A 23,457-nucleotide genomic window follows, 5' to 3' on the forward strand; every position below is an offset into this window, starting at 1 on the left:
CGTGCTCCTTTCTGCGTTCTCCTTCAGGTTAGACCACAGCCCAGCGCATCGAGCGGAAGCGATAGACCACGCCGAGGAAACGGATGAAAACAAACAGCGCAAGGCCGCACCACACGCCGGGCAGGCCCGCGCCCAAGGCGTAAGCCGCCCACACGCCGGGCAGGAATCCGCAGAGCACCGAAACGACGGTCAGCGTTCGCAGGAAGGCGGCATCGCTGGCACCGAGCAGGACGCCGTCGAGTGCAAAGACCACGCCTCCCAGAACCACCATGACAATCATGATGAGCCACGGCAGCCGGATGACCTCGAGCACCACTGCATCGGTAGTGAAAAGAGCAGGGATGATGCCGATGCCCAGGGCTAGGACTGCGCCGAGCCCGAGCGCAAAGGCCGTGGAGTAGAAAGTGACCTTGGTGCCGACGCTGCGCGCGTGCTTGGCCGAGCCCGCGCCGAGCGCCGCGCCGGTCAACGCCTGGGCGGCGATGGCCAGAGAATCCAGCACGAGGGATAGGAAGTTCCACAACTGAATCATGATCTGATGCGCGGCAAGCTGGGCCGTTCCGAAGCGGGAGGCCACGGCGGCGGCCGAAAGGAAGGCCACCTGGAAGCTGGCAGAGCGCACGATGAGATCGCGACCCAACACGAGCTGGCGCTTGACGACGCCCCACTGCAGCCGCCAGGAGCCCACGTGCTCACGGTGAAGTTCCCACAGGAAGAGCGAGGCCATGATAGCCATGCCCAACACCGTGGCCCAGGCGGAGCCGGCAAGGCCCCACTGGTGGACGAATACTGGCACAGCGATGGCGCCAGGAATGAGGCCGGCCAGGGTAAAAAGCAGCGGTTTTACAGTGTTCTGAACGCCGCGCATCCAACCGTTGCCTGCCATCTCGATGAGATTAAGCGGGATAGCGAAGGCAGCGATGCGCAGCCACAACGCGGTGTCCTGGGCAGTTTCTGGATTGCCGGTTAGCCAGCGCGCAAAGTGCCCGGCACCGATCCACATGACGACCGCCAGGGTCATGCCCACGCCGATGGCCACGTAGGTAGCCTGAACACCCTCGGCTACGGCCTCGTCCTTTTTACCGGCGCCGAAAAGCCGCGAGGCGCGTGAGGTTGTGCCATAGGAAAGGAAGGTCAGCTGGGTAGTGACAACCGTGTGGATGGTTGCCGCAGCGCCAAGTGCGGCCAGCTGGTGCGCGCCCAAGCGGCCCACCACGGCCGTATCCAGCAATAGGTAGAGCGGCATGGCAGCGAGCACGCCGAGCGCCGGAAACGCGAGGCGAAATACCTCACCAGCGCTCACACGGGTGACTGCCTTACCTGGCTTCGAAGTATCTTCTGCCTCTGCCGAAGCTTTGTCCTGTTCGCGCCGCGTGATGGTTACTCCCCTACAGCATTTTCTTCGTCGTAATTGGCAAGTGCGTCGACGAGATGAGCAATGATTTCTTCTGGCTTGCCCAGAGCCGTATAGCCGGCCGCCGGGATGTGCCCGCCGCCGTCGAACATGAGCGCCACCTGCGCGCAGTTAACGGTGGAAGAACGCAGCGACACCGCCCAGACTCCCGCGCGTTGCTCTTTGAACACCACGCCCATGTCGGTGCCCTTGAGCGCGCGCACGAAGTCCACCATGGATTCCACGGCGGAATCGGAGTGCGACTGTACTTCCTCAACGGGCACAATAAGCGTGCCGAGGCGGTGCTCGCCAGCTTCGATGATGCGCAGACCAGACAGCACGCGGCCGACCATCTGCACGTCGTCGGCAGTATTGGAGTCCATCAGATCCACTGCGATCTGCTTGGTATCGAGTCCATAGAACATCAGGCGGGCAGCGATGTCGTGCATGGCTGGCCGGCCCCAGCGGAAGCTGCCAGTGTCGGTGACCAGACCGGCATAAAGGCAATGTGCAATCCCGCGATCGATCTGCACGGAGAGCATATCGAGGACGTCGAGAAGCACCACAGTGGTGGACTCGCACTCCGGATCAATCAGATTGATGGAACCGAAACCGCGATTCGATGCGTGGTGGTCGATGCACAGTACCCGGCCGGTGCCCGCCATCTTCTCCAACTCCCCCATGAGAGCGCCGGTGCGGTCGATGGAACCACAGTCCACCGTGACATAAAGGTCATAGCCTTTTGGCAGGGTGTTGACGAGCTCGATCTCGTCGGCGGCAGGGATGGTGAAGAGATTGTTCGAAATCGGGCGTTCTTGGCCGATGACGGTGCGGGTCTGCTTGCCCCGCTGGCGCAACGCCAGGTTCAACGCGGCGGCAGAACCGATAGCATCCGCATCGGGGCGCAGGTGCGTAATGATGCAAATGCTGCTCGCTTCTATCAAAGCGTCGGCAGCGCCTTGATAATCGGCGCGGCGCACCCTAGGCCTCTTCCCGATCGGAATCCTTGTATGGGTTCGCGTCTCCAGCCGGCTTCGCATTGGCCTTCAGCTTGGCAAGCTCCGCATCGCGGGCGCGGGCGCGCTCCAGCAAATCTTCCATGTGGGCGGAAGCCTCCGGAACGGTATCGACTTCGAAGGCGAGCGTCGGGGTAAAGCGCACGGAGAGCTGATCTCCCACAATCTTGCGCAGTTGGCCCTTCGCGCGGTTGAGTGCCTCTGCTGCCTTGTCGAAGTCCGGCTCGGAGTCGATGTCCTTGCCGCGCACGGTGTAGTAAACGGTGGCATCGTGGAGATCGCCCGTGACGCGAGTATCGGTGATGGTCACCATCTCGAGGCGACGATCCTTGATATCGCGTTCGATAGCACTCGCCACGATTTCCTGAATACGCTTGGCCATTCGTGCAGCACGCGCGTGGTCAACCATGGTGCAACTCCTTCTCCGTCGAACTAGCGATCTCTACCAAGATCTATAAAATCGTGTTCATCTTACATTACTCCGCATGCATGCCCTGCAGCAGAAGCTGCAAATAAAATCGCCAGGGCTTCCCCCATCGGGGAAACACCTGGCGATTCTATTTATGCCGCTTGCGGACTAGGTACGCGGAACCTCGACCTCTTCGTAGGCCTGGATCTGGTCGCCCACCTGGATGTCCGGGTAAGACAGGACCATACCGCACTCGTAGCCGGCGTTGATCTCGTTTGCGTCGTCCTTTTCGTGGCGCAGGGACTCGATCTTGGCGTCGGAAGTAATGACGTTGCCATCGCGAACGAGACGGACCTTGCCGTTGCGCTTGACCTTGCCCTCGGTAACCATGCAGCCCGCGATGGTGCCGACGGCGGAGGACTTGAACAGCGCACGGATCTCCGCAGCACCGGTGTCGCGCTCCTCGTAGATTGGCTTAAGCATGCCCTTGAGAGCAGCCTCGACCTCTTCGATGGCGCGGTAGATAATCGTGTAGTAGCGGATATCCACGCCCTCGGCGTTAGCTTCCTCGGTTGCCTTACCCTCAGCGCGAACGTTGAAGGCGATGATGATGGCGTCGGAAGCCGCTGCCAGGGAGACGTTGGTCTGGGTTACAGCACCGACGCCACGGTCGATGATGTTGAGCTGTACCTCGTCGTCGATCTCGATGTCCAACAACGCATCTTCCAGGGCTTCCACCGAACCGGCGTTGTCGCCCTTGAGGATGAGGTTGAGGGTCGAGGTCTCCTTGAGAACTGCATCCAGATCCTCGAGAGAGACGCGCTTGCGAGCCTTTGCCTGCAGAGCGGAACGCTTACGGGCATCACGCTGTGCAGCAATCTGGCGTGCCACGCGGTCATCTTCGACCACGAGCAGGTTGTCGCCGGCGCCCGGAACACCGTTGAGGCCCTGGACCTGAACCGGACGGGATGGACCAGCCTCTTCGACGTCGTTACCGAACTCGTCGAGCATGCGGCGGACACGGCCGTGAGCGTCACCGACGACGATGGAGTCACCAACGCGGAGGGTACCGCGCTGGACGATGACGGTGGCAACCGGGCCGCGGCCACGGTCGAGGTGAGACTCGATGGCAACGCCCTGTGCGTCCATCTCTGGGTTAGCAGTCAGCTCAAGCGCTGCATCAGCAGTCAGGATGACTGCCTCAAGCAGGCTATCGATGTGCAGATCCTGCTTTGCAGAGATGTCGACGAACATGGTGTCGCCGCCGTACTCCTCCGGCACCAGGCCGTACTCGGTGAGCTGGCCACGGATCTTGTCTGGGGAAGCCTCTGGCTTATCGATCTTGTTGACTGCAACCACAACTGGGATGTCCGCAGCCTTGGCGTGGTTGATTGCCTCAACGGTCTGCGGCATAACGCCGTCATCTGCTGCGACAACCAGGATTGCCAAGTCGGTGGACTTCGCACCACGTGCACGCATAGCGGTAAACGCCTCGTGACCCGGGGTATCCAGGAAGGTGATGGTGCGCTCGCCATCTTCCAGTTCAACGGTGGTCTGGTATGCACCGATGCCCTGGGTGATGCCGCCGGCCTCGCCCTCGCGCTCGTTGGTCTTACGGATGGAGTCCAAAAGGCGGGTCTTACCGTGGTCAACGTGACCCATGACGGTAACGACTGGAGGACGGTTCTCCAGCGCCTCTTCGCCACCTTCGTCCTCACCGAACTTCAGATCGAAGGACTCGAGCAGCTCACGGTCCTCGTCCTCTGGGGAGACGACCTGAACGTCGTAGTGAATCTCAGCGCCGAGCAGCTGCAGTGTTTCTTCGGAAACGGAAGCGGTTGCGGTAACCATCTCGCCCAAGTTGAACAGTGCCTGCACCAATGCTGCTGGATCTGCACCAATCTTCTCTGCGAAGTCAGCCAAGGAAGCACCGCGGCGCAGACGAATGGTCTTGCCCTTGCCGTCAGGCAGGCGTACGCCGCCTACCTCATGCTTCTGCTGCTCTTCAAACTCATGGCGCTTCTGACGCTTCGACTTCTTGCCGCGACGCGGTGCGCCACCTGGACGACCGAATGCACCTGCGGTACCGCCGCGACGTCCGCCGCGTCCGCCACCACGGAAGCCACCTGGACCGCCTGGTCCACCCTGGCCACGCCCACCGCGGCCGCGGCCACCGCCGCCACCGTTGGAGGACTTAGACGGCATGGCTGCCGGGTTTGGATGCGAAGGCATCATGGCCGGCGATGGACGACGACCGCCGCCCTGCCCCTGACGCTGGTTGCCCTCGCCCTGGCCCGAGCGTCCGCCGCCCTTGCCGCCGCGGTTATCGCCTGGCTTGCCGCCAGAACGCTGACCCTTGGAGCCGCCCGGACGTGGTCCTGGACGGCCGCCCTCGCCACCACCCGTGGAGAACGGGTTGTTGGCCACGCGGCGGGTGCCGCCCGGCTTCGGCATTGGACGAGGCATAGCGTTGCCTGGGTTTGGACGCTCTGCACCCGGCTTCGGGGCAGACTTAGAAGCGGACTTGTCCGCGCCGTTTGCCTGTGGCTTCTGACCACCCTTCGGGCCCGGCTTGGCAGCACCTGGCTTCGGGGCGCCTGGCTTGGCAGCAGACTTCTGCTCTGCCTGTGCGGAAGCAGAATCCTTTGCGGCAGGCTTTGCACCTGGCTTGGCAGCTCCCGGCTTCGGGGCGCCTGGCTTCGGGGCGCCTGGCTTCGGTGCGTCTGGCTTTGGCGCGTTAGCTGCAGGCTTTTCTACCTTGGCGGCGCCTTCAGCCTTAGCTGGCTTAGCGTCCTTGTTTGCGGCAGGCTTCTGCTCTGCCGACTTCTCACCGGCTGGCTTCTCGCCGCCGGACTGCGCCTCGTAGTGGGCGCGCATCTTCTTTACCACTGGAGGTTCAATGGTAGAAGAAGCAGTCTTGACGAATTCGCCCTGCTCCTTGAGCGTGGCGAGTAGTTCCTTGCTGGTTACTCCGAGCTGCTTTGCGAGCTCGTGAACACGTAGCTTTCCGGGCACTTGTCTCCTTGTGATCGTTACTAGGAGCCAAGGCCTGGAAGTGGCCTGACCCCTAGTTAATGGCTATGGACTTTCATCGCTGATGCTTCATCGTTGTGCGCTCATCAGTGTTCGGTCTTCCTTTAACTCTGGCTCGTGAAGGCGCGGTGCCTTCACGAATGCACCTATGAATCGCCGGCTTTCGCCAACTTCTCCAGGTACTCACGTACGTGACCTGTATCCACCTCAGTGGATAGCCGAAGCGCGCGCCGAAATGCTCGGGTGCGCTCCGCCAGCTCTAATGCAGAAAGTTCCGGGCTAATCCAGGCTCCCCTTCCGGGAAGGCGGCGCCGCGGATCCGCCACGACACGCCGGCCGCTTGGGTCATCGCGGTCAACGACAACACGCAATAGCTGCGTATCGGGAAAGCGGCGGCGCGTAGCAATACAGGTACGAATACGTACGTGAGGGTCTGACTGTGGTTGTCTCAGTGACATCCAACTCCCTTACGTTTTCGCGCTTACCTGAAAAACGCCACAGCTTTTTCTGCATGTGGGCCGTTATCTAGCTTACGCGAAAACCTGGCAGAACCTTAATTAGTACCTTTATCCCAGTGCAGCCCGATTACTAGTTGGATTTTGCATCGGAGTGGATGTCGATCTTCCAACCGGTAAGACGCGCCGCCAGGCGAGCGTTCTGGCCTTCCTTACCAATTGCCAAAGACAGCTGGTAATCCGGAACGGTCACGCGCGCAACCTGTGCTTCGTGGTCAATGACCTCAACGCGGACAACCTTGGACGGCGCCAGGGAGTTGCCCACGTAGACGCTTGGATCCTCGCTGTAATCGATGATGTCGATCTTCTCGCCGCCGAGCTCACGCATGATGTTGTTGACACGCTGGCCACGTGGACCAATGCAGGCGCCCTTGGCGTTAAGGCCCTTAGCGTGGCCCACCACTGCCACCTTGGAGCGGTGTCCGGCCTCACGCGCGATGGCCACGAGCTCGACGGTGCCGTCGCCCACCTCAGGGATTTCCAGCTCGAACAGGCCGCGCACCAGCTCCGGGTGGGTGCGCGAAAGGGTGATCTGCACCTGCGCGCCGTTGCGGGTAACTCCCACAACATATGCCTTGATACGGTCACCGTGCTCGAGTTTCTCACCCGGCAGCTGCTCAGCGGGCAGCAAGATAGCGTCCTGGGAATCTAGTTCAGTACCGAGCTGGACCACAACGACGCCGCGCTCGTTGGCGCGCACATCGCGCTGGACGACGCCGGATACGACGCGCCCTGTCAGCTCCGAATAGGACTCATAGGTGTGCTCGGCTTCTGCCTCGCGCAGCTTACGGATGATGGCCTCGCGCACTGCCTGCACACCGAAGCGACCAAAGTTTTCTGGTGTATCGTCGTACTCGCTCAAAGTCTCGCCAGTTTCCAGGTCAGTCTCCGTGACGATGACGGAAACTGCACCGGTGTCGGCGTCGATGTCAACGCGGGACTTGGTGCCCTCCGCCTTGGTTTCTGCCGACTGCTTGCGATAATCCAGGTACGAATACAACAAGGCACTCGCGATCGCTTCGAGCAGGTCCTTGACGTGGACGCCGCGCTCGTTCTGGATCGTACGGAGTGCCTCTAGATCAATATTCACTTTTCATCCTCTCGGGTTGCCGAGTTCTGCTCGGCATATTCAAACGTCTGCTGCGCTGCCTCCTGCTCGTCCGCAGAAGGTTTAGCAAATTCAATTTCTACCACCGCGCGGTGGATATTTTCCAATCGCTCGATGCGGAATTGGACTTGCTTCTTCACCGTAGTGATAAGCGCTACCGCAGCCTCATCCGCGGAAAGCGCACCGATACGAGCCACTTCGGTCTTGCCTGGAGCAGTTTCAAATGCGACGAGGCGGCCACGGTTGCGGCGCCAGTGGCGCGGGGCGGTAAATGGCAGATCGACGCCCGGGGTCGAGACCTCCAGGGTGTAGCCTGCGCCAAAGTTCAACTCGCCTGTTTCTTCCTTGGCATCGAAGAATTGGGAGATCTGATTGGAGACTTCTTCCAGGACATCGGAGCTCGGTCGACTATCACCATCGATGCGGATGATGACCTGGGATTTCTTTCCCGCCTTGGTGGTCTTTATGTCCTCCACGTCGAGTCCGCGGGGCTCCAGCAATGGTTGGAGTAGTTCAGTTAATTGTTCTGCATCTGGAAAAGCCATGCGCTCTAGCCTAACTGTTACGTGTAAGGTCTTTTGCGTGAACCGCCGTGCCCTAGCCCCCATCGCAACGCTTACCGCCCTTGGCGCACTCGCGCCCGCGCTGAGCGGATGCCAAGCCGTCGACTCCATCGTCGACTACTTTGGCCCCCGTCCCGATGAGGCACTCGTGGGCTTAGGCCGCAGCGCCGACGCGGACGCGCAGCAGCTCGCTGCGGTCGATCCCCACGCTTCGCAGTTGCGCTCCGAGCAGGCCGACGCCCTTTATGCCGAGGTCGAGCGGCTTTGCGGCCGCAACGAGAAAGGCGCTGCCCCGCGCTCCTGCGAGGTCCAGCGCGACCCGCAGGCCGCCGACCAAGAGCCGGCCGCAGAAAATATTGATGTCATCGAAGTCATGGACCAAGCCGCGGTGCATACCCGCGACGCCCTGAGCGAGGTCAGCGCGGAGTCCCGCGCGCTGGTGACCAACCAGGCCATCATCTTGGACGCGTGGGAGCCTTCCCAGCTGCCGGAGTCCCCGGAGCTTGATCCCAGCGAAGCCGCCCGCGCCCGAGAGCTTCTGGAATGGGAATACGAGCAGGTCTACGGCCTGGACTTCGCCCGCTCCTACGCCGCGCCGTCGATGGAAGAAAACATCGATGACCGCCTCGAGATGCACGAAAAACGCATCGCAGCGCTGCAAAAGTCACTCGCTCCGCTTGGCGAAGTCCCCCAACCGGCTCCCGCTTACGAGCCAACGCCTGAGGAAATGCCGCTGCCTAGCGACGCCGCTTCCGCCCAGGCTTTCGTCGACCACCTGGGGTGGAATGACTCCCTCGAGTGGTCTTCTGCCGCGTCACAAGCCGCCGCCCCCACTGCCGAGGGCGAGGAACGCGTGGCCTGGCGCAACTGGCTCATCGCCGTTGCTGCCCAATCCCACGGTTTATAGAAAAGCGTGAATCCCTAAACAAATCTTCGGGCCCCGCCTTAAGGCTGGGCTTTTACAATGGCCAGGGTGTCTCACCAGAAAATACGCCACTTTAGATGGCCCGCTCATCCCTAGCAAGGACGGCAACTCAGCCATCGTGCCAGTCCGGGTAACGGCCGGGACCTCTACCGAAAACGCCGACAAGGTCACCCAGCTGCGCGAGCACTTCGGTGAGCACGCCGGCACCCGCAGCGAGGGCTCTGTACTGGTAGGCGACCCCGACTCCCAGCTAGCTGACGAAGAATCCGCGGCCGCGAGGATGCCCGAGCCGATACCCGCCGCGGCATCCTTAGCGCGTTGTCCGCAACGGGCGGCGTGATTACCTCCGCTGGCATCCTGCTCGCGGCAGTCTTCGCCGCATTGAGCGTGCTGCCGCTGGTAGTCCTGGCGTAGCTCGGCATCATCGTCTTCATCGGTGTTCTGCTCGATACACTCATCGTGCGCACCGTCTTGGTACCGGCCTTGGTCCAGATCCTCGGCGAGAAGTTCTGGTGGCCCGCACACCTAAAGCGAGCTGCTACGAACAGCGCTAGCTCACAAGCTGCAACGCCTCGCGAATAATCAGCAACTGTGCTGGCTGACGCAGCACGTGATAGAGCTTCTTACCTACGCCCGTGGAGGATTGATTCCAATCCTTACGGGCGTGATACATATTGGCGGGCCATACCGCGAGCAACAGCGCTACTGCGGACCAGCCGCCGACGGAACGTGTGCGCTCATTCATTACTGCTGCACCGGTGGCCAGCTCCCAGATACCTGATGCATAGTTATAAAACCGCGCACCGCCTGGCAGACGCGGCGGCACGATGGATTCAAATTCTTCCTTCTTCACAAAGTGCAACGTGCCCATGCTTAGCATCACAGAGCCAAACGTAAGGGCACGGGCACGCTTCCAATCAATAGCCATGCCCTGACTCTACAACGCCGAGCTTTCTCCACCGAGCTCACAGCCACTTAAAGCTTACTGAGTAGCGGCCAGACAATGAACAGCAAACTCTACGACGCATTTCATTGCGAGGGCCCTCCCACCGCTTTTACGTTGGTTGGTCATGGACACACCGGAGATACCGCGTGGATGTTCCTTTAATGACACAAAGAGAAGGAGAACTTTCTCAATGCGTTCAAAGAAGAAGCTTGCAACCCTGTCCGCTGCCGCTGCAATGGGCGTTGCCGCACTGGTGCAACCTGCAGCAAACGCTGCCCCGGCCTCCGCATGGGACCAGGTTGCAGCATGCGAGTCCGGTGGTAACTGGCAGATCAACACGGGCAACGGCTACTACGGTGGCCTGCAGTTCAATGCACAGACCTGGAGCAGCTTCGGCGGCCAGCAGTACGCCCCAACCGCTGACCAGGCAACTAAGGAGCAGCAGATTGCTGTTGCCGAGCAGGTCCTGGCTACCCAGGGCGCCGGCGCTTGGCCAAACTGTGGTGGCCCGGTAGGCGGCTACTAAAGCCACACTCATATGTGCCATAAGGCCCTGCCCCCCTCAAGCCGAGAGGGGCAGGGCCTTCGCGTATCCACAGCGACCCAACGCTTTGCATCCCCAGCAACGTATGTGCTTTGCATCCCCCATCAACGGACCGCTTTGCATCCCCCATCAACGTACTTCTGTGTGCAAATAGGCCGCCTGATACACGGCAAACAGCTGCCCTATTTACACAGAGCGGTACTCACCTTCTAACGGCTCGCCTCAACCCCTCGCACCGCCCCCCACAAACCGCACCACCCCACGCGGAAACGCCCCGCGAACCCGCGCAGCCGGTTAGACCCAGCTGCCAGGTACCTATATATGCAAATAAGGCCCCCAAATCACAAGATTGGAAGCCCTATTTACATACAGCGGTACCTGCGTCTTAACAGCGTGCCCTTAACAGCACGCGCCAACAGCGCACCCTAACGGCTCGCCTCAACCGCGCACGAGCTCCAAGAGCTTGTCCACGATCTGCTCAGCCGGCACCTCAAGCGTCTCGCCACCACGGATGCGCAGCTCGATGATGCCATCGGCAAACGAGCGGCCAAGGATGGCGATGAACGGCATACCCAGCAGCTCAGCGTCCTTGAACTTCACGCCCGGGGAAACCTTCGGACGGTCATCAAAGAGAACCTCGATGCCAGCAGCATCCAGGTCCTCGACCAGCTTCTGCCCTGCCTCAAGCGCAGCGGCGTCCTTGTTCGCCACAGCCACGTGCACCTGGAAAGGAGCAACTTCAACCGGCCAACGCAGGCCCTTCTCGTCAGCCATCTGCTCGGCCAAGACAGCCATCATGCGGGAGATACCGATGCCGTAGGAGCCCATGGTCGGAACCGCACGCTTGCCGTTCTCATCCAGGATCTGAACATCGAATGCCTCGGTGTACTTGCGGCCCAGCTGGAAGATGTGGCCCAGCTCGATGCCGCGCTCCAGGGTCAGGGTGCCCATGCCGTTCGGTGCCGGATCGCCTTCCTTGACCTCGGCGGCCTCGATGAACTCGTCAACCTCGAAGTCGCGGCCAGCAATACAGCCCACCACGTGGTGGTTAGCCTCATCAGCACCAGTAATCCAGGAAGAGCCCGTTACCACGCGCGGGTCAGCGTAGACCTTGACCTCATTAGCATTGAGAGAACGCGGGCCCACGTAGCCGCGAACCAGGAATGGGTTCTTCTTGAAGTCCTCGTCACCGGCCAGCTCATACTCGGCAGGCTCAAGGGAGGCCTCAAGGCGCTTTTCGTCTAGCTCGCGGTCGCCCGGAATCAGAACAGCAGCTAGCTGCCATTCCTTTTCTTCCTCGCTTGCCGCAGGCTGTGCCACCTTGAGAACCATGCACTTCAGGGTGTCAGCGGCTTCCACCGCACGGCCTTCAACCTCGATGCCTTCAGAGTTAGCCCACTGCACCAAAGAGTCAATGGTCGCTGCATCAGGCGTCTGGTAAACCTTCGCCTCTGCCTGGCCTTCAATTGCTTTTTCTTCCGGCACAGGAGTAACCACGGCCTCAACGTTAGCCGCGTACTCGCCCTCCGTGGCGCGTACGAAGGTGTCCTCACCTGCCGGAGAGACAGCCAGAAATTCCTCGGACGCGGAACCTCCCATGGCACCAGAGGTTGCCTTGCAGATGGCGTAATCAATCTTCAGACGGTTGAAGATGTTCTGGTAAGCCTTGCGGTGGCGCTGGTAGGACTCGTCCAGGCCGTCGTCGCTCATGTCGAAGGAGTAGGAATCCTTCATCACAAACTCGCGGCCGCGGAGGATGCCCGCACGCGGACGCTCCTCATCGCGGTACTTGGTCTGGATTTGGTACAGGGTAACCGGGAAGTCCTTATAAGAGGAGTACATGTCTTTTACCGCCGAGGCGAACATCTCCTCGTGCGTCGGGCCGAGCAGCATGTCTGCGCCCTTGCGGTCCTTCAGGCGGAAGAGGTTATCGCCGTACTCGGTCCAGCGCTGGGTCTGCTCATACGGCTCACGCGGCAAAAGGGCCGGGAAGAGCATCTCCTGGCCGTCGATTGCGTTCATCTCCTCGCGCACGATGTCTTCAATCTTGGACAGGGTGCGCAGGCCGAGTGGCAGCCAGGTGTAAACGCCCGGCGCGGCGCGGCGGACGTAGCCTGCACGAACGAGGAGCTTGTGGCTGGTTACTTCGGCATCTGCCGGATCTTCGCGCAAGGTGCGAAGGAAGAGATTCGAAAGGCGAGTAATCATGCCTAGCACTCTACCCCGCTAGTATTTAGCTATGCTCATTCTCCTCCCTCCTTCTGAGACGAAAGCCCCCGGCGGCACCGGTGCCCCGCTCGACTTCGGAGCATTGTCCTTCCCCTCGCTGAACCCGGCGCGCCAGGAGATCGCGCAGGCGCTTGCCTCTCTCGAGGTGGATGAGGCGATGATTCAGCTAAAGCTCTCGGAAAAGCTCCGCGGGGAGGCCGAGGCCAACCAGGTAATTTATAGCTCTCCTACCCTGCCGGCCATCGAACGGTATACGGGTGTGCTTTATGACGCGCTGGATGCCGCCACGCTTTCCGACGCCGCTCGTTCCCACCTAGCCATCGGCTCCGCCTTGTTCGGCATCGTCCGCGCCGATGATCTGATTCCGCATTATCGTCTCTCCGGCGGAACGAAGCTGAGTGGAAACACTATGAAGTCTTGGTGGGGTAAGGCGATCACTGAGGCCTTGGAGGAAGTCGCGGCCCATGAGCTGGTGGTCGATATGCGCTCTGGCACCTACCAGCAGCTGGGCAAGCTCAAGACGGCGGCCACGGTTCGCGTGGAATCGGTTCAGCCTGATGGCTCGCACAAGGTCATCTCTCACTTCAACAAGCACTACAAGGGCCTACTCGCCCGCCACGTGCTCAGCCAGCCGGTGCTTCCAACCACCTTCGAGGAGTTTTCCGCAGCCGCCGCAAGCTTCCCCGAGTGGGAGACGGAAATCCGCGGCAGCGAGCGCGCCCCAGAATTGGTGCTCGTGCTTGACTCCTAGGACCGAACACCGGCAAATTAGCTGTTATAGCGCAGGCTATTGCGCTCTAGGCTGCATTCGGTGGCAATCGCAATCCCGGAGGCAAGCTTGCCTCGCTCGCGCAGGCGGTACAGCGAATCAACGATGCGGTCGCGCAATCCCCACGGCGAGATGGTGTTGATATAAATCTTGGTCCCGCCCTCAAAGCCGGCCAGCGTGGACACGCGCAGTTTGATCATCGCTCGCCACGGCTGCGCGAGGTCGACCGATGGCGCCTTGTGGTGCCATTCCTCATTACAGGCCACATCGGGGCCAACTGCCACATGGGCCGCGTGGATAAGGTCAGACATTCCGCGGATTTCCCCAGGCGTTTGCTTCCACGGCTCGCAGTGCTCGGACTTGGAGAAGATCTCCAGCGTGGGATAGCGGTGGCCAAAGCCGGCGAATAGCACCGCATAATCGTTTTCTGCAATCACCAGGTTGTGCTGCGCCGCGTAGCCTACGGCCCAGTCGTTGTACATGTTGGGATGCGCGCGCAGGATGTCATTTTCATGCGCGGCCGACATGCTGAGGTCATCAATGGCCACCAGCTGCTTGTGTAGATGGTCAAAGGAAGCCCCGGCTGGCGCCAGCCAGTTCTGGAAGGCCACCACATAGTCGGCGTAACGGTTGCGCTCGTAAAGGTCACGCATGGAGTCTACGGTGAAGGAAGTAAAGAGGAAGTGTTCGTCGGGGCTGAGCGTGCCAGATGAGGCCAACTGCGAATCGTCAGTAGCTCCTTCTACAAAGTGGCGGGCGCTAATGATGACATCGTGACCGCCACCGAAAAAGCAGCCGGCGTGTGTAAGCAGTTCCTGCTCCCCTAGGTCCGCATCTCGACCGGCCGCCCTGAGCTTCGTCCGCACGATGTTTAGAACGTGCTCGCGGCCTACAGGATTCGCAATGTAGCCCTCCATCCTCTCTTTAGTCTCCGCGTCCATCTCATACTCGTAGTTGGCCTTCCAGTAGTCGAAGGAGACGATCTCAAAGAGGTTCGGTACGCGCCTAAAAGCAGGCTGGGTTGCATCCAACGAATCTGGCGCAACCCCACGAACTATCTCGCCAGAGGCTAAGATGCGTGACTTCTCAGGCGGGGTTTCCAGCTTGCGCGAAGAACAAAAAGCACAGGTGTTTCGCGCGGCATCGGCAGCCAGCGGTTGGGAACTAGAGGCGGCATGCGCAAACGGACGATTCCCGCGGCCTGGAACGGTCCATACCTCGGTTCCGGAGAAGGGATTGACCTGTTTGACGGTGCCATCCGCCATTACTTGAATTGGCTCGATGCGGCTAAAAAGTGCTTCGCTCATGTTCCATAGGATAGACCGCGGCATGGCGGCTTGCGCGGGCTCGTAAGCTGGTGGCCATGCACCTTGATTACTTCGAAGTCGATGTCTTCGCCACCACGGCCTTTAGCGGCAATCCCCTAGCTGTCATCGCCGGGGCGGATGAGCTTTCGACCGAGCAGATGCAGCGCATTGCTAACTGGATCAACTTCTCGGAGACGACGTTCCTGTTGCACCCTACTACCGCAGACGCTGACTACCGGGTGCGTATCTTCACGCCGCACGAAGAATTCGCTTTCGCAGGTCACCCCACGTTGGGCACAGCACGGGTGTTCTGCGAGCTCACCGGGCATACAGGCGACCTCGTTCAGGAATGCGGCGTTGGGCTGGTAGATATCAAGGAAGAAAGGGAAGTCTTTTCCTTTGCCACCCCCGCGCTTTACAAATCTGGGCCATTGAGCGCGGCCGAGCTGAGCGAGTCCGCCGCAGCACTCGGCATCGATGAGACTGAAATCTACGACGCCGCATGGGCAGACAACGGCCCCGGCTGGCGCCTGGTGCAGCTTCGCGACGCCGCCGCGGTCCGCACACTGCAGCCCAACAACGCGCGCGGCATCAAGGTCGGTGTCGTGGGACTTGAGTCCCCGCAACAAGCAGGTCAACCGCTCTACGAGATACGGGCTTTTACCCCTGGTTTCGAAGACCCAGTCACAGGCTCTCTCAATGGCGCAGCAGCCCAATTCATGCGCAAGCGGGGCCTGGTACCGGCTAGTTACACCGCACGGCAGGGCAGCCAGCTTGGCAGGAACGGTTTGGTGCACATTACTGACGACGGCGCTAATGTCTGGGTCGGTGGAAACGTCCACGTACGAGTTCGCGGAAGCTTGGAGGTTTAGGCATGTCACTTCCCTTCGAACTGCACCACACCTTTGCTAAGCGCCTTCCCGGCATGGCGCGGGAAAGCCGCGGCGAGCAGCAACCTGCGCCCCGCCTGCTCATCTTGAACGAGGATCTAGCTACGGAGCTGGGCATCGACCCAGAGTGGCTGCGCAGCCCCGCTGGAGTCGATTTCCTTTGCGGGCGCAGCGAGGATAGCCCGGCACACGCGATGGCCTATGCCGGATACCAATTCGGTCAATTCAATCCGCGCATGGGCGACGGCCGCGCCTTACTACTGGGGGAAATCGAGACTCCGGATGGCCTGCGCGATCTTCATGCGAAGGGAACTGGCCCTACCCCCTACTCGCGCCCTGGGGCTGACGGGCGCGGAACAGTCCGTTCTATGTTGCGCGAGTACCTGTTCTCGGAGGCGATGCACGCGCTGGGCATTCCGACGACACGCTCGCTAGCGGTCCTTTCTACCGGCCGGCGCATCCAGCGCCAGGTGGAGGAAGAAGCCGGCATCTTGGTGCGAGTAGCTGCCAGCCACATCCGCATCGGTTCTTTCCACTACGCGGCGCAAACAGGCCAGCTACAGCAGCTGGCGGATTTCACGATCGCCCGGCATTACCCTGGCGCGAGCTACAAGGAGCTGTTTACCCGCGCCCTCGACGCCCAGATTGCTACGGTCGCGGCCTGGCAGCACGTAGGTTTCATCCATGGCGTGATGAACACGGACAACACCACCCTGTCTGGCGAGACCATCGACTACGGACCGTGCGCCTTCATGGAGACCTACGATCCTGATACTTGTTTTAGCTCCATCGACACCCGCGGCCGTTACCGCTTTGGGCACCAGCCCGACATCCTGGGCTGGAACTTCGCGCGTCTGGCGGAGAGTATGTTGCCGCTTTTCGACGCCTCCCCCAACCAGGCCATCAACTTCGCTCAAGAAACCATCAACAGCTACCACGAACGCTTCGCTGCTCAACTTGAGAGCGACTTCGTCAAGCGCTTTGGCATCAGCACCGATGCCAAAGGCCAAGCCAGGACGAACGCCGATCTCCGCAGCGAATATTTCACCGAGCTGGCAGAAAAGCAGCCGGACTTCACGCTGGCCAACCTAGAGCTGTGGGAGAAGCTGCACGGTACGCAGCCAACGAATCCGCCCGGCGGCCCGAAGAACAGTACTGTTCCGCGGATCATCCCGCGCCCACACAACGTGGAGGAAGCACTGCTCGACATGGACGCCTTCCACGAGTTCTTGGACGCCATTACTCGCCCATTTGCGCCCAACGCCAAATACGAAACGCCCGGCAACCCTGAGGGCTACCGGACGTACTGCGGAACTTAGGCGAAGTTTTTACTTCTCGTCGAGCTTGAGGGTCTTCTGAGTGTAGTCCCACATCTCGTCGTAGAGCTTCTTATCCTTGGCCAGCTTGATGCCGTAGGAAGGAATCATTTCCTGGATCTTGTCGCCCCAATGGATCATGTTCTCGCCGAAGCAACGCTCAAGCAGCTCGATCATGACGGCCGGGGTGATAGAAGCGCCCGGGGAAGCGCCGAGTAGGCCGGCGATGTTGCCCTCTGGGTTGTTAATGAGGGTGGTGCCGAACTCGAGGGAGCCGAAGTGCGGTGCAGCGGCCGGCTTGATGACCTGAACGCGCTGGCCGGCGATGACGGTCTCCCAGTCTGCTGGGTCTGCGGAAGGAACGTATTCCTTCAGCGCCTCGACGCGCTTGTCGAAGTCCTTGAGAACCTCGGAAACCAGGTACTGGGTCAGGCCGAACTCCTGCACGGCAACGCCGAGGTAGGAAGGAATGTTGTCCGGGCGGATGGACTTGAAGAGGTCGAGGTAGGAGCCCTTCTTCAGGAACTTCGGAGACCAGCCACCGTATGGGCCGAACAGGAGGCCCTCTTCGCCGTCGATGACGCGTGTGTCAAGGTGCGGAACAGACATCGGAGGAGCGCCGACGGCAGCCTTGCCGTACACCTTCGCGTGATGCTGCTTGACCAGCTCAGGGTTCTTGGAACGCAGCCACAGGCCGGAAACTGGGAAGCCAGCGAAGCCGGAGACCTCGCGGACGCCTGCTTTGCGCAGCAGATCGAGTGCGTATCCGCCAGCACCAACGAAGACGAACTTCGCGCGGACCACGGAGTAGTCACCGGTGTGCAGGTTCTTGGCGTAAACCTTCCAGGTGGAGCCGTCGCGCTTGATGTCAATGACCTCGTGGCCGTAACGGATCTCGGTGCCGGACGCCTTTGCAGCGGTGAAGAACTGCTTGGTCAGTGCACCGAAGTTTACGTCGGTGCCTGCCTCGGTCCAAGAAATTGCAACCTTCTTGGAGTTGAAGTCGCGGCCTTCGGACATCAGCGGCAGCTTCTCCTGGAATACTGCGTCGTCGTCGGAGAACTGCATGTTCGGGAACATGTGGTTGTCCTTGAGGGCCTCGAAGCGGCGCTTCAGGTAATCAACCTGGATGGAGCCCTGTGCGAAGGACACGTGTGGGACCGGGTTGATGAATGCCTTCGGGTCGGTCAGGATGCCGTTGTTGAGCTGGTGAGACCAAAACTGGCGAGAAACCTGGAACTTCTCATTAATGCCCAGAGCCTTAGAAATGTCGATGCGACCGTTCTTTTCTGGGGTGTAGTTCAGCTCGCACAGCGCAGAGTGGCCGGTACCAGCGTTGTTCCATGGGGAGGAGGACTCCAGAGCAGGTCCATCGAGGCGCTCGAAGACCATCTGGGTCCAGCTTGGCTCCAGCTCGCGGAGCATAGCGCCCAGGGTGGCGCTCATGATACCGGCGCCTACGAGGGCTACATCTACCTCATCTACAACTTGTGCTGTCTTCTTGTCGGAGGACACCTTGCTATTACCTCTTCAGATTGAAAGTTATTGCTCCTGGACAAAGCTCTCGCTGGTGAACAAGAGCCTTTAGTGTCTTACGTTCTCGCCTACCTTTTACATTCCACTATCAGGAGGACAAAGCCTGCGGCGGCTTTGGTCACGCAAAGGCCAGGCAACTGCCCTAATCCTTTGTCGCTGACAACGGCACATAACAAGGGACGCGTCACGCATTACCAAACCACCATACGCCCTTAATGTAGAAATTGGGATTCTTCAACCGGGAAAATGTCCGTTTTTCACAGTCCGTATCACCCCACTTTGCCTAGACTGTGCATATGACTGAGTCAACTCTGCAATGGAAACAAGACATTTTGGGCACGGGTTTCCAAGCCGCGACCTTGCCCCTAGGCGCCGACCCCGACGGCGAAGGCGAAGTCGAGGCCACCTTGATTCGCTATACAGGCACCGCGAACGACGCCGACGAAGCCACGGACCGACAAGACGCCGAGCACACCGGGTTAGATAGCCGGGTCGCCGTCGTGTGGGTTCACGGCATGACCGACTACTTCTTCCAGGCGCACGTGGCAAAGCACTTCCACGAGAAGAGTTACGCGTTCTACGCCCTCGATCTTCGCAAGTGCGGCCGCTCCCGGAAGCCGAACCAGAAGTGGCATTACACCACGGACATGCACCATTACTTTGTGGACTTAAACGCGGCACTCGACGCCCTCCCGCAGGACAAGGTCGTGTTCTTGGGCCACTCCACCGCAGGTTGCATCCTTCCGCTGTGGCTTGACCAGTTGCGCCGTCGCGACGAGCAGCGCCATAACCGCATTGCAGGGCTTATCCTCAATAGCCCATGGCTTGACATGATGGGTGTGCCGAAGCCGGCTTACACGGCGCTCAAACCAGCCATCTTCGCTTTAGGCAAGCTCGCCCCCACTCTCCCGCTTTACGGCGGCAATCTCACAGCATTCGGTGATTCCATCCATTCCAGCCGCTATGGCGAGTGGAACTATGACCTTGAGAAGAAGCCCCTGGCGGGCCACAAGAAATATATGGGATGGATCCGCGCGGTGTTTAAGGCATTCGACGCCATCCACTCCGGCCGCATCGATGTCGGTGTGCCAATCCTGACGCTGACGTCCACCAAGTCGAATTTCACCGCACCGTATTCGGAGGAAATCAACTACGTGGACGCGGTAATTGATGTCAAGCAAACGCAGCGCTGGGCCAAGGAACTGGGCACGCACTACACGTTGCACCCGATTGAGGGCGCGCGCCATGACGTGTTCTTGTCTCGGGAGCCGATCCGCAACGAGGCCTTCCACGTAGTCGATGAATGGTTGCCGGGCATACTTGAGCCCTAGCTAAAACAAACTGAATAAACGCACCCTAAAACGTTTCCTAAATAATAAGGAGAAAAATGACTTCGCAAGATTCCACTTTCCCGGGCGCTGAACACTTCGACCTGATCATTATCGGTACCGGTTCCGGCAACTCGATTCCTTCGGAAGATTTCGAGGATAAGAAGATCGCAATCGTCGAGGAAGGAACCTTTGGCGGCACTTGCTTGAACGTGGGTTGCATTCCGACGAAGATGTACGTCTACGCAGCCGACTTGGCGCACGCAGCGAAAGAGGGAAAGCGCCTGGGAATTGATGCGCAGGTAAATAATGTGGACTGGGAATCCATTATTGAGCGCGTCTTCGTCAACCGCATCGACAAGATTGCCGAGGGCGGCGAGGCCTACCGGCGCGGCGATGAGACGCCGAATATTACGGTCTTTGACAAGCACGCCACGTTCTTAGGCCCCAAGGCAATTGCGGTGGGCGATGAAGTCATTACTGGCGAGCAGGTCGTCATTGCGGCGGGCTCTCGCCCATCTATTCCTGCGGTATACAAGGATTCCGGCGTGAAGTTCTATACGAACGAAAACATCATGCGCATGCCTAAGCAGCCGGAGAGCCTGATTATCGTGGGCGGCGGCTACATTGCCATGGAGTTTGCCCACGTCTTCGATGGTCTTGGTACGAAGGTCACGGTGGTCAACCGTTCTGAGAAGCTCCTGCGCCACTTGGACCACGACATTGTGGAGCGCTTCAACAAGCTCGCCCGTGAGCGCTTCGATGTCCGCATCGCGAATGCCCAGAAATTGGAGAAGACTGCGGGAGGTGTAGCGCTGACGCTGGAGGATGGTTCCACAGTTGAGGCCGAGGCAATCTTGGTGGCAACGGGCCGCAAACCAAACGGCGACTTGATGGACTTGGACAAGGCAGGCATTGAGGTCCGTGAGGACGGACGCATCAAGGTCGACGAGTTTGGCCGCACCTCCGTGGAGGGCGTTTGGGCGCTTGGCGACGTCTCGTCTCCCTACATGCTCAAGCACGTTGCGAATGCAGAGATGCGCGCGGTGCAGCACAACCTCCTTCACCCTGAGGAGCTTCAGGCTATGCCGCATGAGCACGTCCCGGCGGCTGTTTTCACCCATCCGCAGATCGCGAGCGTTGGTCTAACGGAGGAAGCAGCCCTCGAACAGGGGTACAACATTACCGTTAAGGTTCAGAACTACGGGGATGTTGCCTATGGATGGGCCATGGAAGATAATTCAGGAATTTGTAAGCTAATCGCTTGCAAAGAAACCGGCCGCCTACTAGGCGCACACCTAATGGGACCCCAAGCATCGACGCTAATCCAGCAACTCATCACCGCCATGGTTTACGACGTTGACATGCGCACATTTGCTCGGAAGCAATACTGGATTCATCCAGCTCTGCCAGAGCTCGTAGAAAACGCAGTCCTTGGATTAAACTGGTAAATGACTGCATTACGTGACCATCATCACGATCACCCCCCCACAGGGAAGCCCCAGAAAGAGAGTTTGCCCACTTGAGCGCGGGGACCATCCCGAAATCCATCGTTGTAAATCCGATAGGTTTCGGGGGCAGCCCCGAAAACTTTCTAAATCAAATTACAAACGTGACGTGCAATTTAAGTGCATATGGGCTAACTTGATTGAGGACACCGGCTCGAGCCGATATTAAACCGGCGACCGTGTGTTTCTGGAAATGCTCTGAAAGCAATTTCGGAAGTAGTTTCCACAAAACACTTAGGTTTTCCATCGAAAGCCTTGCAAGTACGACATTTAAGGATTTTTGATATGCGTATCCGCAATGCAGCCCTCGCCGGCGCAACCGCAATCGCTGTAGCATTCGGCGGCACCACCGTTGCTTCCGCTGCTGAGACCGCTGACGGTTCCTCCTACGACGGAATCTTCGCTGGTTCTTCCAACGACCTGGCAAACTCCGAAGGCGAGACCAAGGGCGAAGGCTCCCTGTCTTCCAAGATCGATCTCGAGAACGATCAGGCCACCAATGGCCGCGACATCTTTGGTTCCTCCAAGGACTTCTCCGCAGTTCCGGCATGGGCTAAGGCTCTCTACGCTGCAACCATCGTTGGCGGCATCGGCGCTCTCGTTGGCGGCGTCATCGGCCCTGTTTACAACTTCATCGTTCACGGCCCGTTCGCTCGCTAATCAGCACTATCAAGAATTCCGAAAGGCAAAATAATGCGTAACTTCCGTACCGCTGCTGTTGCACTCGCAACTGCTACCACCGTCGCTTTCGGCGGCGTTTCCGCTGCGTCCGCAGCAGAGCCTGACACCCAGTCCCAGACCTCCTCTTTCTCTGGTTCCTCCAAGCTCGGTGACTGGCTGAAGGCTGATGAAGAGGTTGTCGGCACCGATCTTCTTGGCAAGGAGACCAATGACGAGAACAACGACGCAACCTGGTCCCTCGTTTGGCGCGATGGCACCATCGCTGCTGGCATCGTTGCTGCTATCGGTGGCCTGATCGCTGCTTACAACCAGGCTGTCTACACCGGCATCCTGCCGCAGCACATCCTGGACCCAATCTTCCGCCGCTAATTCACGGTAGAAGGTTCTAGGACTTTCAAAGCGCTGGCGCTCCTCCCCTTTTGGGGACGGAGCGCTTTTCGCGTATCTGGGCTCAGTATTGAGTCGGGATCAGATAGCAAAAGTGGCGCCTTCCAAGATGGAGGGCGCCACTATATTGTGTTGACTGGGTTTCTAGCTTCGACTATTCCTCATCTGGCAGCGTGAGGATTTCGGCGCCGTCGTTGGTGATGACGAGGGTGTGCTCGAACTGCGCGGTGAACTTGCCGTCAACGTTCTGCACGGTCCAGTCATTGTCCCAGATTTCGTAATCAAGGGAACCGAGGTTGATCATCGGCTCGACGGTAAGGGTCATGCCTGGCTCGAGGATGTCACGGTACGTGGTGGAATCGTAGTGCAGGACCACGAGGCCGTTATGGAAGGTAGGGCCAACGCCGTGGCCAGTGAAGTCACGGACAACGTTGTACCCAAAGCGGTTGGCGTAAGACTCGATAACGCGGCCGATGACGTTAACCTCACGGCCTGGCTTTGCAGCCTTAATGCCGCGCATCATTGCCTCGTGGGTGCGCTCGACAAGGAGCTTGTGCTCCTCAGAAACGTTTCCGGCGAAGAAGGTAGCGTTGGTATCGCCGTGGACACCATTCTTGAATGCGGTGACGTCGATGTTGACAATGTCGCCATCCTCAATCACGGTGCTATCCGGGATGCCGTGGCAGATGATCTCGTTCAGCGAGATGCAGCAGGACTTCGGGAAGCCCATGTACCCCAGCGTCGAAGGGTATGCACCGTGATCCAGCATGTACTCATGCGCGATGCGGTCCAGCTCATCAGTCGTAACGCCGGGAGCAACAGCCTTGCCGGCCTCCTGCAGGGCGTTAGCGGCAATCTTGGATGCCTCGCGCATGGCCTCAACGGTCTCAGGGGTCTGAACGAAAGGCTCACCCATCGCTTCCTGGACGGTTTGCTTCCAGACGTACTCCGGGCGCTCAATGGAATCCGGAACCGTACGGATCGGGGTGGGCTTCTGAGGGGTCAATTTTGCGCGATTACTCATGTTTGACCATGGTAGTCCTGTTCCCCACCC

The 23,457-nt window shown here is 59.6% G+C and carries 22 protein-coding genes and 1 pseudogene; 11 read left to right on the forward strand and 12 right to left on the reverse strand.

Annotation, left to right across the window (positions count from 1 at the left end; genetic code table 11):
- Positions 1–28 precede the first annotated feature (28 nt).
- The 7 genes from QKB66_RS03835 to rimP all read right to left on the reverse strand — a co-directional run bounded on the left by QKB66_RS03835 (position 29) and on the right by rimP (position 8,019).
- Positions 29–1,303 carry an MATE family efflux transporter gene (locus QKB66_RS03835; protein ID WP_311517852.1) on the reverse strand — a complete coding sequence of 425 codons (1,275 nt, stop codon included), beginning with the start codon at positions 1,301–1,303 and terminating at the stop codon, positions 29–31.
- A gap of 77 nt (positions 1,304–1,380) precedes the next feature.
- A complete protein-coding gene (locus QKB66_RS03840; RefSeq protein WP_147760413.1) occupies positions 1,381–2,373 on the reverse strand; it encodes a DHH family phosphoesterase in 993 nt (330 codons plus the stop codon).
- Position 2,374: 1 nt separating this feature from the next.
- Entirely contained in the window at positions 2,375–2,818 is a 444-nt protein-coding gene (rbfA, locus tag QKB66_RS03845) for a 30S ribosome-binding factor RbfA (protein ID WP_070733318.1), read from the reverse strand.
- Between the two features lie 168 nt (positions 2,819–2,986).
- A complete protein-coding gene (gene infB, locus QKB66_RS03850; RefSeq protein ID WP_414252727.1) occupies positions 2,987–5,833 on the reverse strand; it encodes a translation initiation factor IF-2 in 2,847 nt (948 codons plus the stop codon).
- Positions 5,834–5,997: 164 nt separating this feature from the next.
- Positions 5,998–6,309 carry a YlxR family protein gene (locus QKB66_RS03855; RefSeq protein WP_248091681.1) on the reverse strand — a complete coding sequence of 104 codons (312 nt, stop codon included), beginning with the start codon at positions 6,307–6,309 and terminating at the stop codon, positions 5,998–6,000.
- Positions 6,310–6,439: 130 nt separating this feature from the next.
- On the reverse strand, positions 6,440–7,456 hold the full coding sequence (gene nusA / locus QKB66_RS03860) for a transcription termination factor NusA (protein WP_414252728.1): 1,017 nt from the start codon (positions 7,454–7,456) through the stop codon (positions 6,440–6,442).
- Complete coding sequence (rimP, locus tag QKB66_RS03865; RefSeq protein ID WP_414252729.1) at positions 7,453–8,019, reverse strand: ribosome maturation factor RimP; 567 nt, start codon at positions 8,017–8,019, stop codon at positions 7,453–7,455. The genes nusA and rimP overlap by 4 nt, the downstream gene beginning before the upstream one ends.
- A gap of 37 nt (positions 8,020–8,056) precedes the next feature.
- On the opposite strand from rimP, the gene QKB66_RS03870 reads away from it, so the two are divergent.
- The 3 genes and pseudogenes from QKB66_RS03870 to QKB66_RS03880 all read left to right on the forward strand — a co-directional run.
- Entirely contained in the window at positions 8,057–8,944 is an 888-nt protein-coding gene (locus QKB66_RS03870) for a DUF4439 domain-containing protein (RefSeq protein WP_414252730.1), read from the forward strand.
- A 136-nt stretch (positions 8,945–9,080) separates the two neighbouring features.
- A complete protein-coding gene (locus QKB66_RS03875) occupies positions 9,081–9,302 on the forward strand; it encodes a hypothetical protein (protein WP_414252731.1) in 222 nt (73 codons plus the stop codon).
- A pseudogene (locus QKB66_RS03880) lies at positions 9,230–9,544 on the forward strand (MMPL family transporter); the annotation flags it as partial. The gene QKB66_RS03875 and the pseudogene QKB66_RS03880, both read left to right, overlap by 73 nt.
- On the opposite strand, the gene QKB66_RS03885 reads toward QKB66_RS03880, so the two are convergent.
- Complete coding sequence (locus QKB66_RS03885) at positions 9,513–9,890, reverse strand: hypothetical protein (RefSeq protein WP_414252732.1); 378 nt, start codon at positions 9,888–9,890, stop codon at positions 9,513–9,515. The pseudogene QKB66_RS03880 and the gene QKB66_RS03885 overlap by 32 nt on opposite strands.
- Positions 9,891–10,098: 208 nt before the next feature.
- Here QKB66_RS03885 and QKB66_RS03890 point away from each other — a divergent pair, with 208 nt between their 5' ends.
- Positions 10,099–10,434, forward strand: a complete 336-nt coding sequence (locus QKB66_RS03890; protein WP_414252733.1) for a transglycosylase family protein — start codon at positions 10,099–10,101, stop codon at positions 10,432–10,434.
- A 456-nt stretch (positions 10,435–10,890) separates the two neighbouring features.
- Here QKB66_RS03890 and QKB66_RS03895 read toward each other — a convergent pair whose 3' ends face one another.
- Positions 10,891–12,660, reverse strand: a complete 1,770-nt coding sequence (locus QKB66_RS03895) for a proline--tRNA ligase (protein WP_414252734.1) — start codon at positions 12,658–12,660, stop codon at positions 10,891–10,893.
- A gap of 31 nt (positions 12,661–12,691) precedes the next feature.
- Here QKB66_RS03895 and yaaA point away from each other — a divergent pair, with 31 nt between their 5' ends.
- Entirely contained in the window at positions 12,692–13,432 is a 741-nt protein-coding gene (gene yaaA, locus QKB66_RS03900) for a peroxide stress protein YaaA (RefSeq protein WP_414252735.1), read from the forward strand.
- A gap of 17 nt (positions 13,433–13,449) precedes the next feature.
- Here the strand turns inward: yaaA and QKB66_RS03905 are convergent, their stop codons facing one another.
- The gene (locus tag QKB66_RS03905; protein ID WP_414252736.1) at positions 13,450–14,757 is read right to left on the reverse strand and encodes a DUF4921 family protein; all 1,308 of its coding nucleotides are present in this window, start codon (positions 14,755–14,757) and stop codon (positions 13,450–13,452) included.
- 56 nt (positions 14,758–14,813) lie between these two features.
- Here QKB66_RS03905 and QKB66_RS03910 point away from each other — a divergent pair, with 56 nt between their 5' ends.
- Positions 14,814–15,629, forward strand: a complete 816-nt coding sequence (locus QKB66_RS03910; protein WP_414252737.1) for a PhzF family phenazine biosynthesis protein — start codon at positions 14,814–14,816, stop codon at positions 15,627–15,629.
- Positions 15,630–15,631: 2 nt separating this feature from the next.
- Entirely contained in the window at positions 15,632–16,966 is a 1,335-nt protein-coding gene (locus QKB66_RS03915; protein WP_414252738.1) for a protein adenylyltransferase SelO family protein, read from the forward strand.
- Between the two features lie 9 nt (positions 16,967–16,975).
- On the opposite strand, the gene mqo is transcribed toward QKB66_RS03915, so the two are convergent.
- A complete protein-coding gene (gene mqo, locus QKB66_RS03920) occupies positions 16,976–18,478 on the reverse strand; it encodes a malate dehydrogenase (quinone) (protein ID WP_414252739.1) in 1,503 nt (500 codons plus the stop codon).
- Between the two features lie 317 nt (positions 18,479–18,795).
- On the opposite strand from mqo, the gene QKB66_RS03925 reads away from it, so the two are divergent.
- From QKB66_RS03925 to QKB66_RS03940, 4 genes are all read left to right on the forward strand, one after another.
- Entirely contained in the window at positions 18,796–19,830 is a 1,035-nt protein-coding gene (locus QKB66_RS03925; RefSeq protein ID WP_414252740.1) for an alpha/beta hydrolase, read from the forward strand.
- Positions 19,831–19,886: 56 nt separating this feature from the next.
- Positions 19,887–21,278 (forward strand): mycothione reductase, encoded by a 1,392-nt coding sequence (gene mtr, locus QKB66_RS03930; RefSeq protein WP_248091650.1) that lies wholly within the window; start codon positions 19,887–19,889, stop codon positions 21,276–21,278.
- Between the two features lie 342 nt (positions 21,279–21,620).
- Complete coding sequence (locus QKB66_RS03935; RefSeq protein WP_070433242.1) at positions 21,621–21,995, forward strand: hypothetical protein; 375 nt, start codon at positions 21,621–21,623, stop codon at positions 21,993–21,995.
- Between the two features lie 33 nt (positions 21,996–22,028).
- Positions 22,029–22,385, forward strand: coding sequence for a hypothetical protein (locus QKB66_RS03940; RefSeq protein WP_248091644.1), 357 nt, complete (start codon positions 22,029–22,031; stop codon positions 22,383–22,385).
- A 172-nt stretch (positions 22,386–22,557) separates the two neighbouring features.
- On the opposite strand, the gene map is transcribed toward QKB66_RS03940, so the two are convergent.
- Positions 22,558–23,427: a type I methionyl aminopeptidase gene (map, locus tag QKB66_RS03945; protein WP_248091641.1), complete on the reverse strand. Its 870-nt coding sequence runs from the start codon at positions 23,425–23,427 to the stop codon at positions 22,558–22,560.
- Positions 23,428–23,457 lie beyond the last annotated feature (30 nt).

The organism is Corynebacterium sp. c25Ua_89, from assembly GCF_047459735.1.
GTDB classification, from domain to species: domain Bacteria; phylum Actinomycetota; class Actinomycetes; order Mycobacteriales; family Mycobacteriaceae; genus Corynebacterium; species Corynebacterium simulans.

Coding starts and splice junctions, on each gene's coding strand:
- rbfA (WP_070733318.1), bottom strand. CDS start 2,818: ATGGTTGACCACGCGCGTGCTGCACGAATGGCCAAGCGTATTCAGGAA.
- QKB66_RS03855 (WP_248091681.1), bottom strand. CDS start 6,309: ATGTCACTGAGACAACCACAGTCAGACCCTCACGTACGTATTCGTACC.
- rimP (WP_414252729.1), bottom strand. CDS start 8,019: ATGGCTTTTCCAGATGCAGAACAATTAACTGAACTACTCCAACCATTG.
- QKB66_RS03885 (WP_414252732.1), bottom strand. CDS start 9,890: ATGGCTATTGATTGGAAGCGTGCCCGTGCCCTTACGTTTGGCTCTGTG.
- QKB66_RS03890 (WP_414252733.1), top strand. CDS start 10,099: ATGCGTTCAAAGAAGAAGCTTGCAACCCTGTCCGCTGCCGCTGCAATG.
- QKB66_RS03895 (WP_414252734.1), bottom strand. CDS start 12,660: ATGATTACTCGCCTTTCGAATCTCTTCCTTCGCACCTTGCGCGAAGAT.
- yaaA (WP_414252735.1), top strand. CDS start 12,692: ATGCTCATTCTCCTCCCTCCTTCTGAGACGAAAGCCCCCGGCGGCACC.
- QKB66_RS03905 (WP_414252736.1), bottom strand. CDS start 14,757: ATGAGCGAAGCACTTTTTAGCCGCATCGAGCCAATTCAAGTAATGGCG.
- QKB66_RS03910 (WP_414252737.1), top strand. CDS start 14,814: ATGCACCTTGATTACTTCGAAGTCGATGTCTTCGCCACCACGGCCTTT.
- QKB66_RS03915 (WP_414252738.1), top strand. CDS start 15,632: ATGTCACTTCCCTTCGAACTGCACCACACCTTTGCTAAGCGCCTTCCC.
- QKB66_RS03925 (WP_414252740.1), top strand. CDS start 18,796: ATGACTGAGTCAACTCTGCAATGGAAACAAGACATTTTGGGCACGGGT.
- mtr (WP_248091650.1), top strand. CDS start 19,887: ATGACTTCGCAAGATTCCACTTTCCCGGGCGCTGAACACTTCGACCTG.
- QKB66_RS03935 (WP_070433242.1), top strand. CDS start 21,621: ATGCGTATCCGCAATGCAGCCCTCGCCGGCGCAACCGCAATCGCTGTA.
- QKB66_RS03940 (WP_248091644.1), top strand. CDS start 22,029: ATGCGTAACTTCCGTACCGCTGCTGTTGCACTCGCAACTGCTACCACC.
- map (WP_248091641.1), bottom strand. CDS start 23,427: ATGAGTAATCGCGCAAAATTGACCCCTCAGAAGCCCACCCCGATCCGT.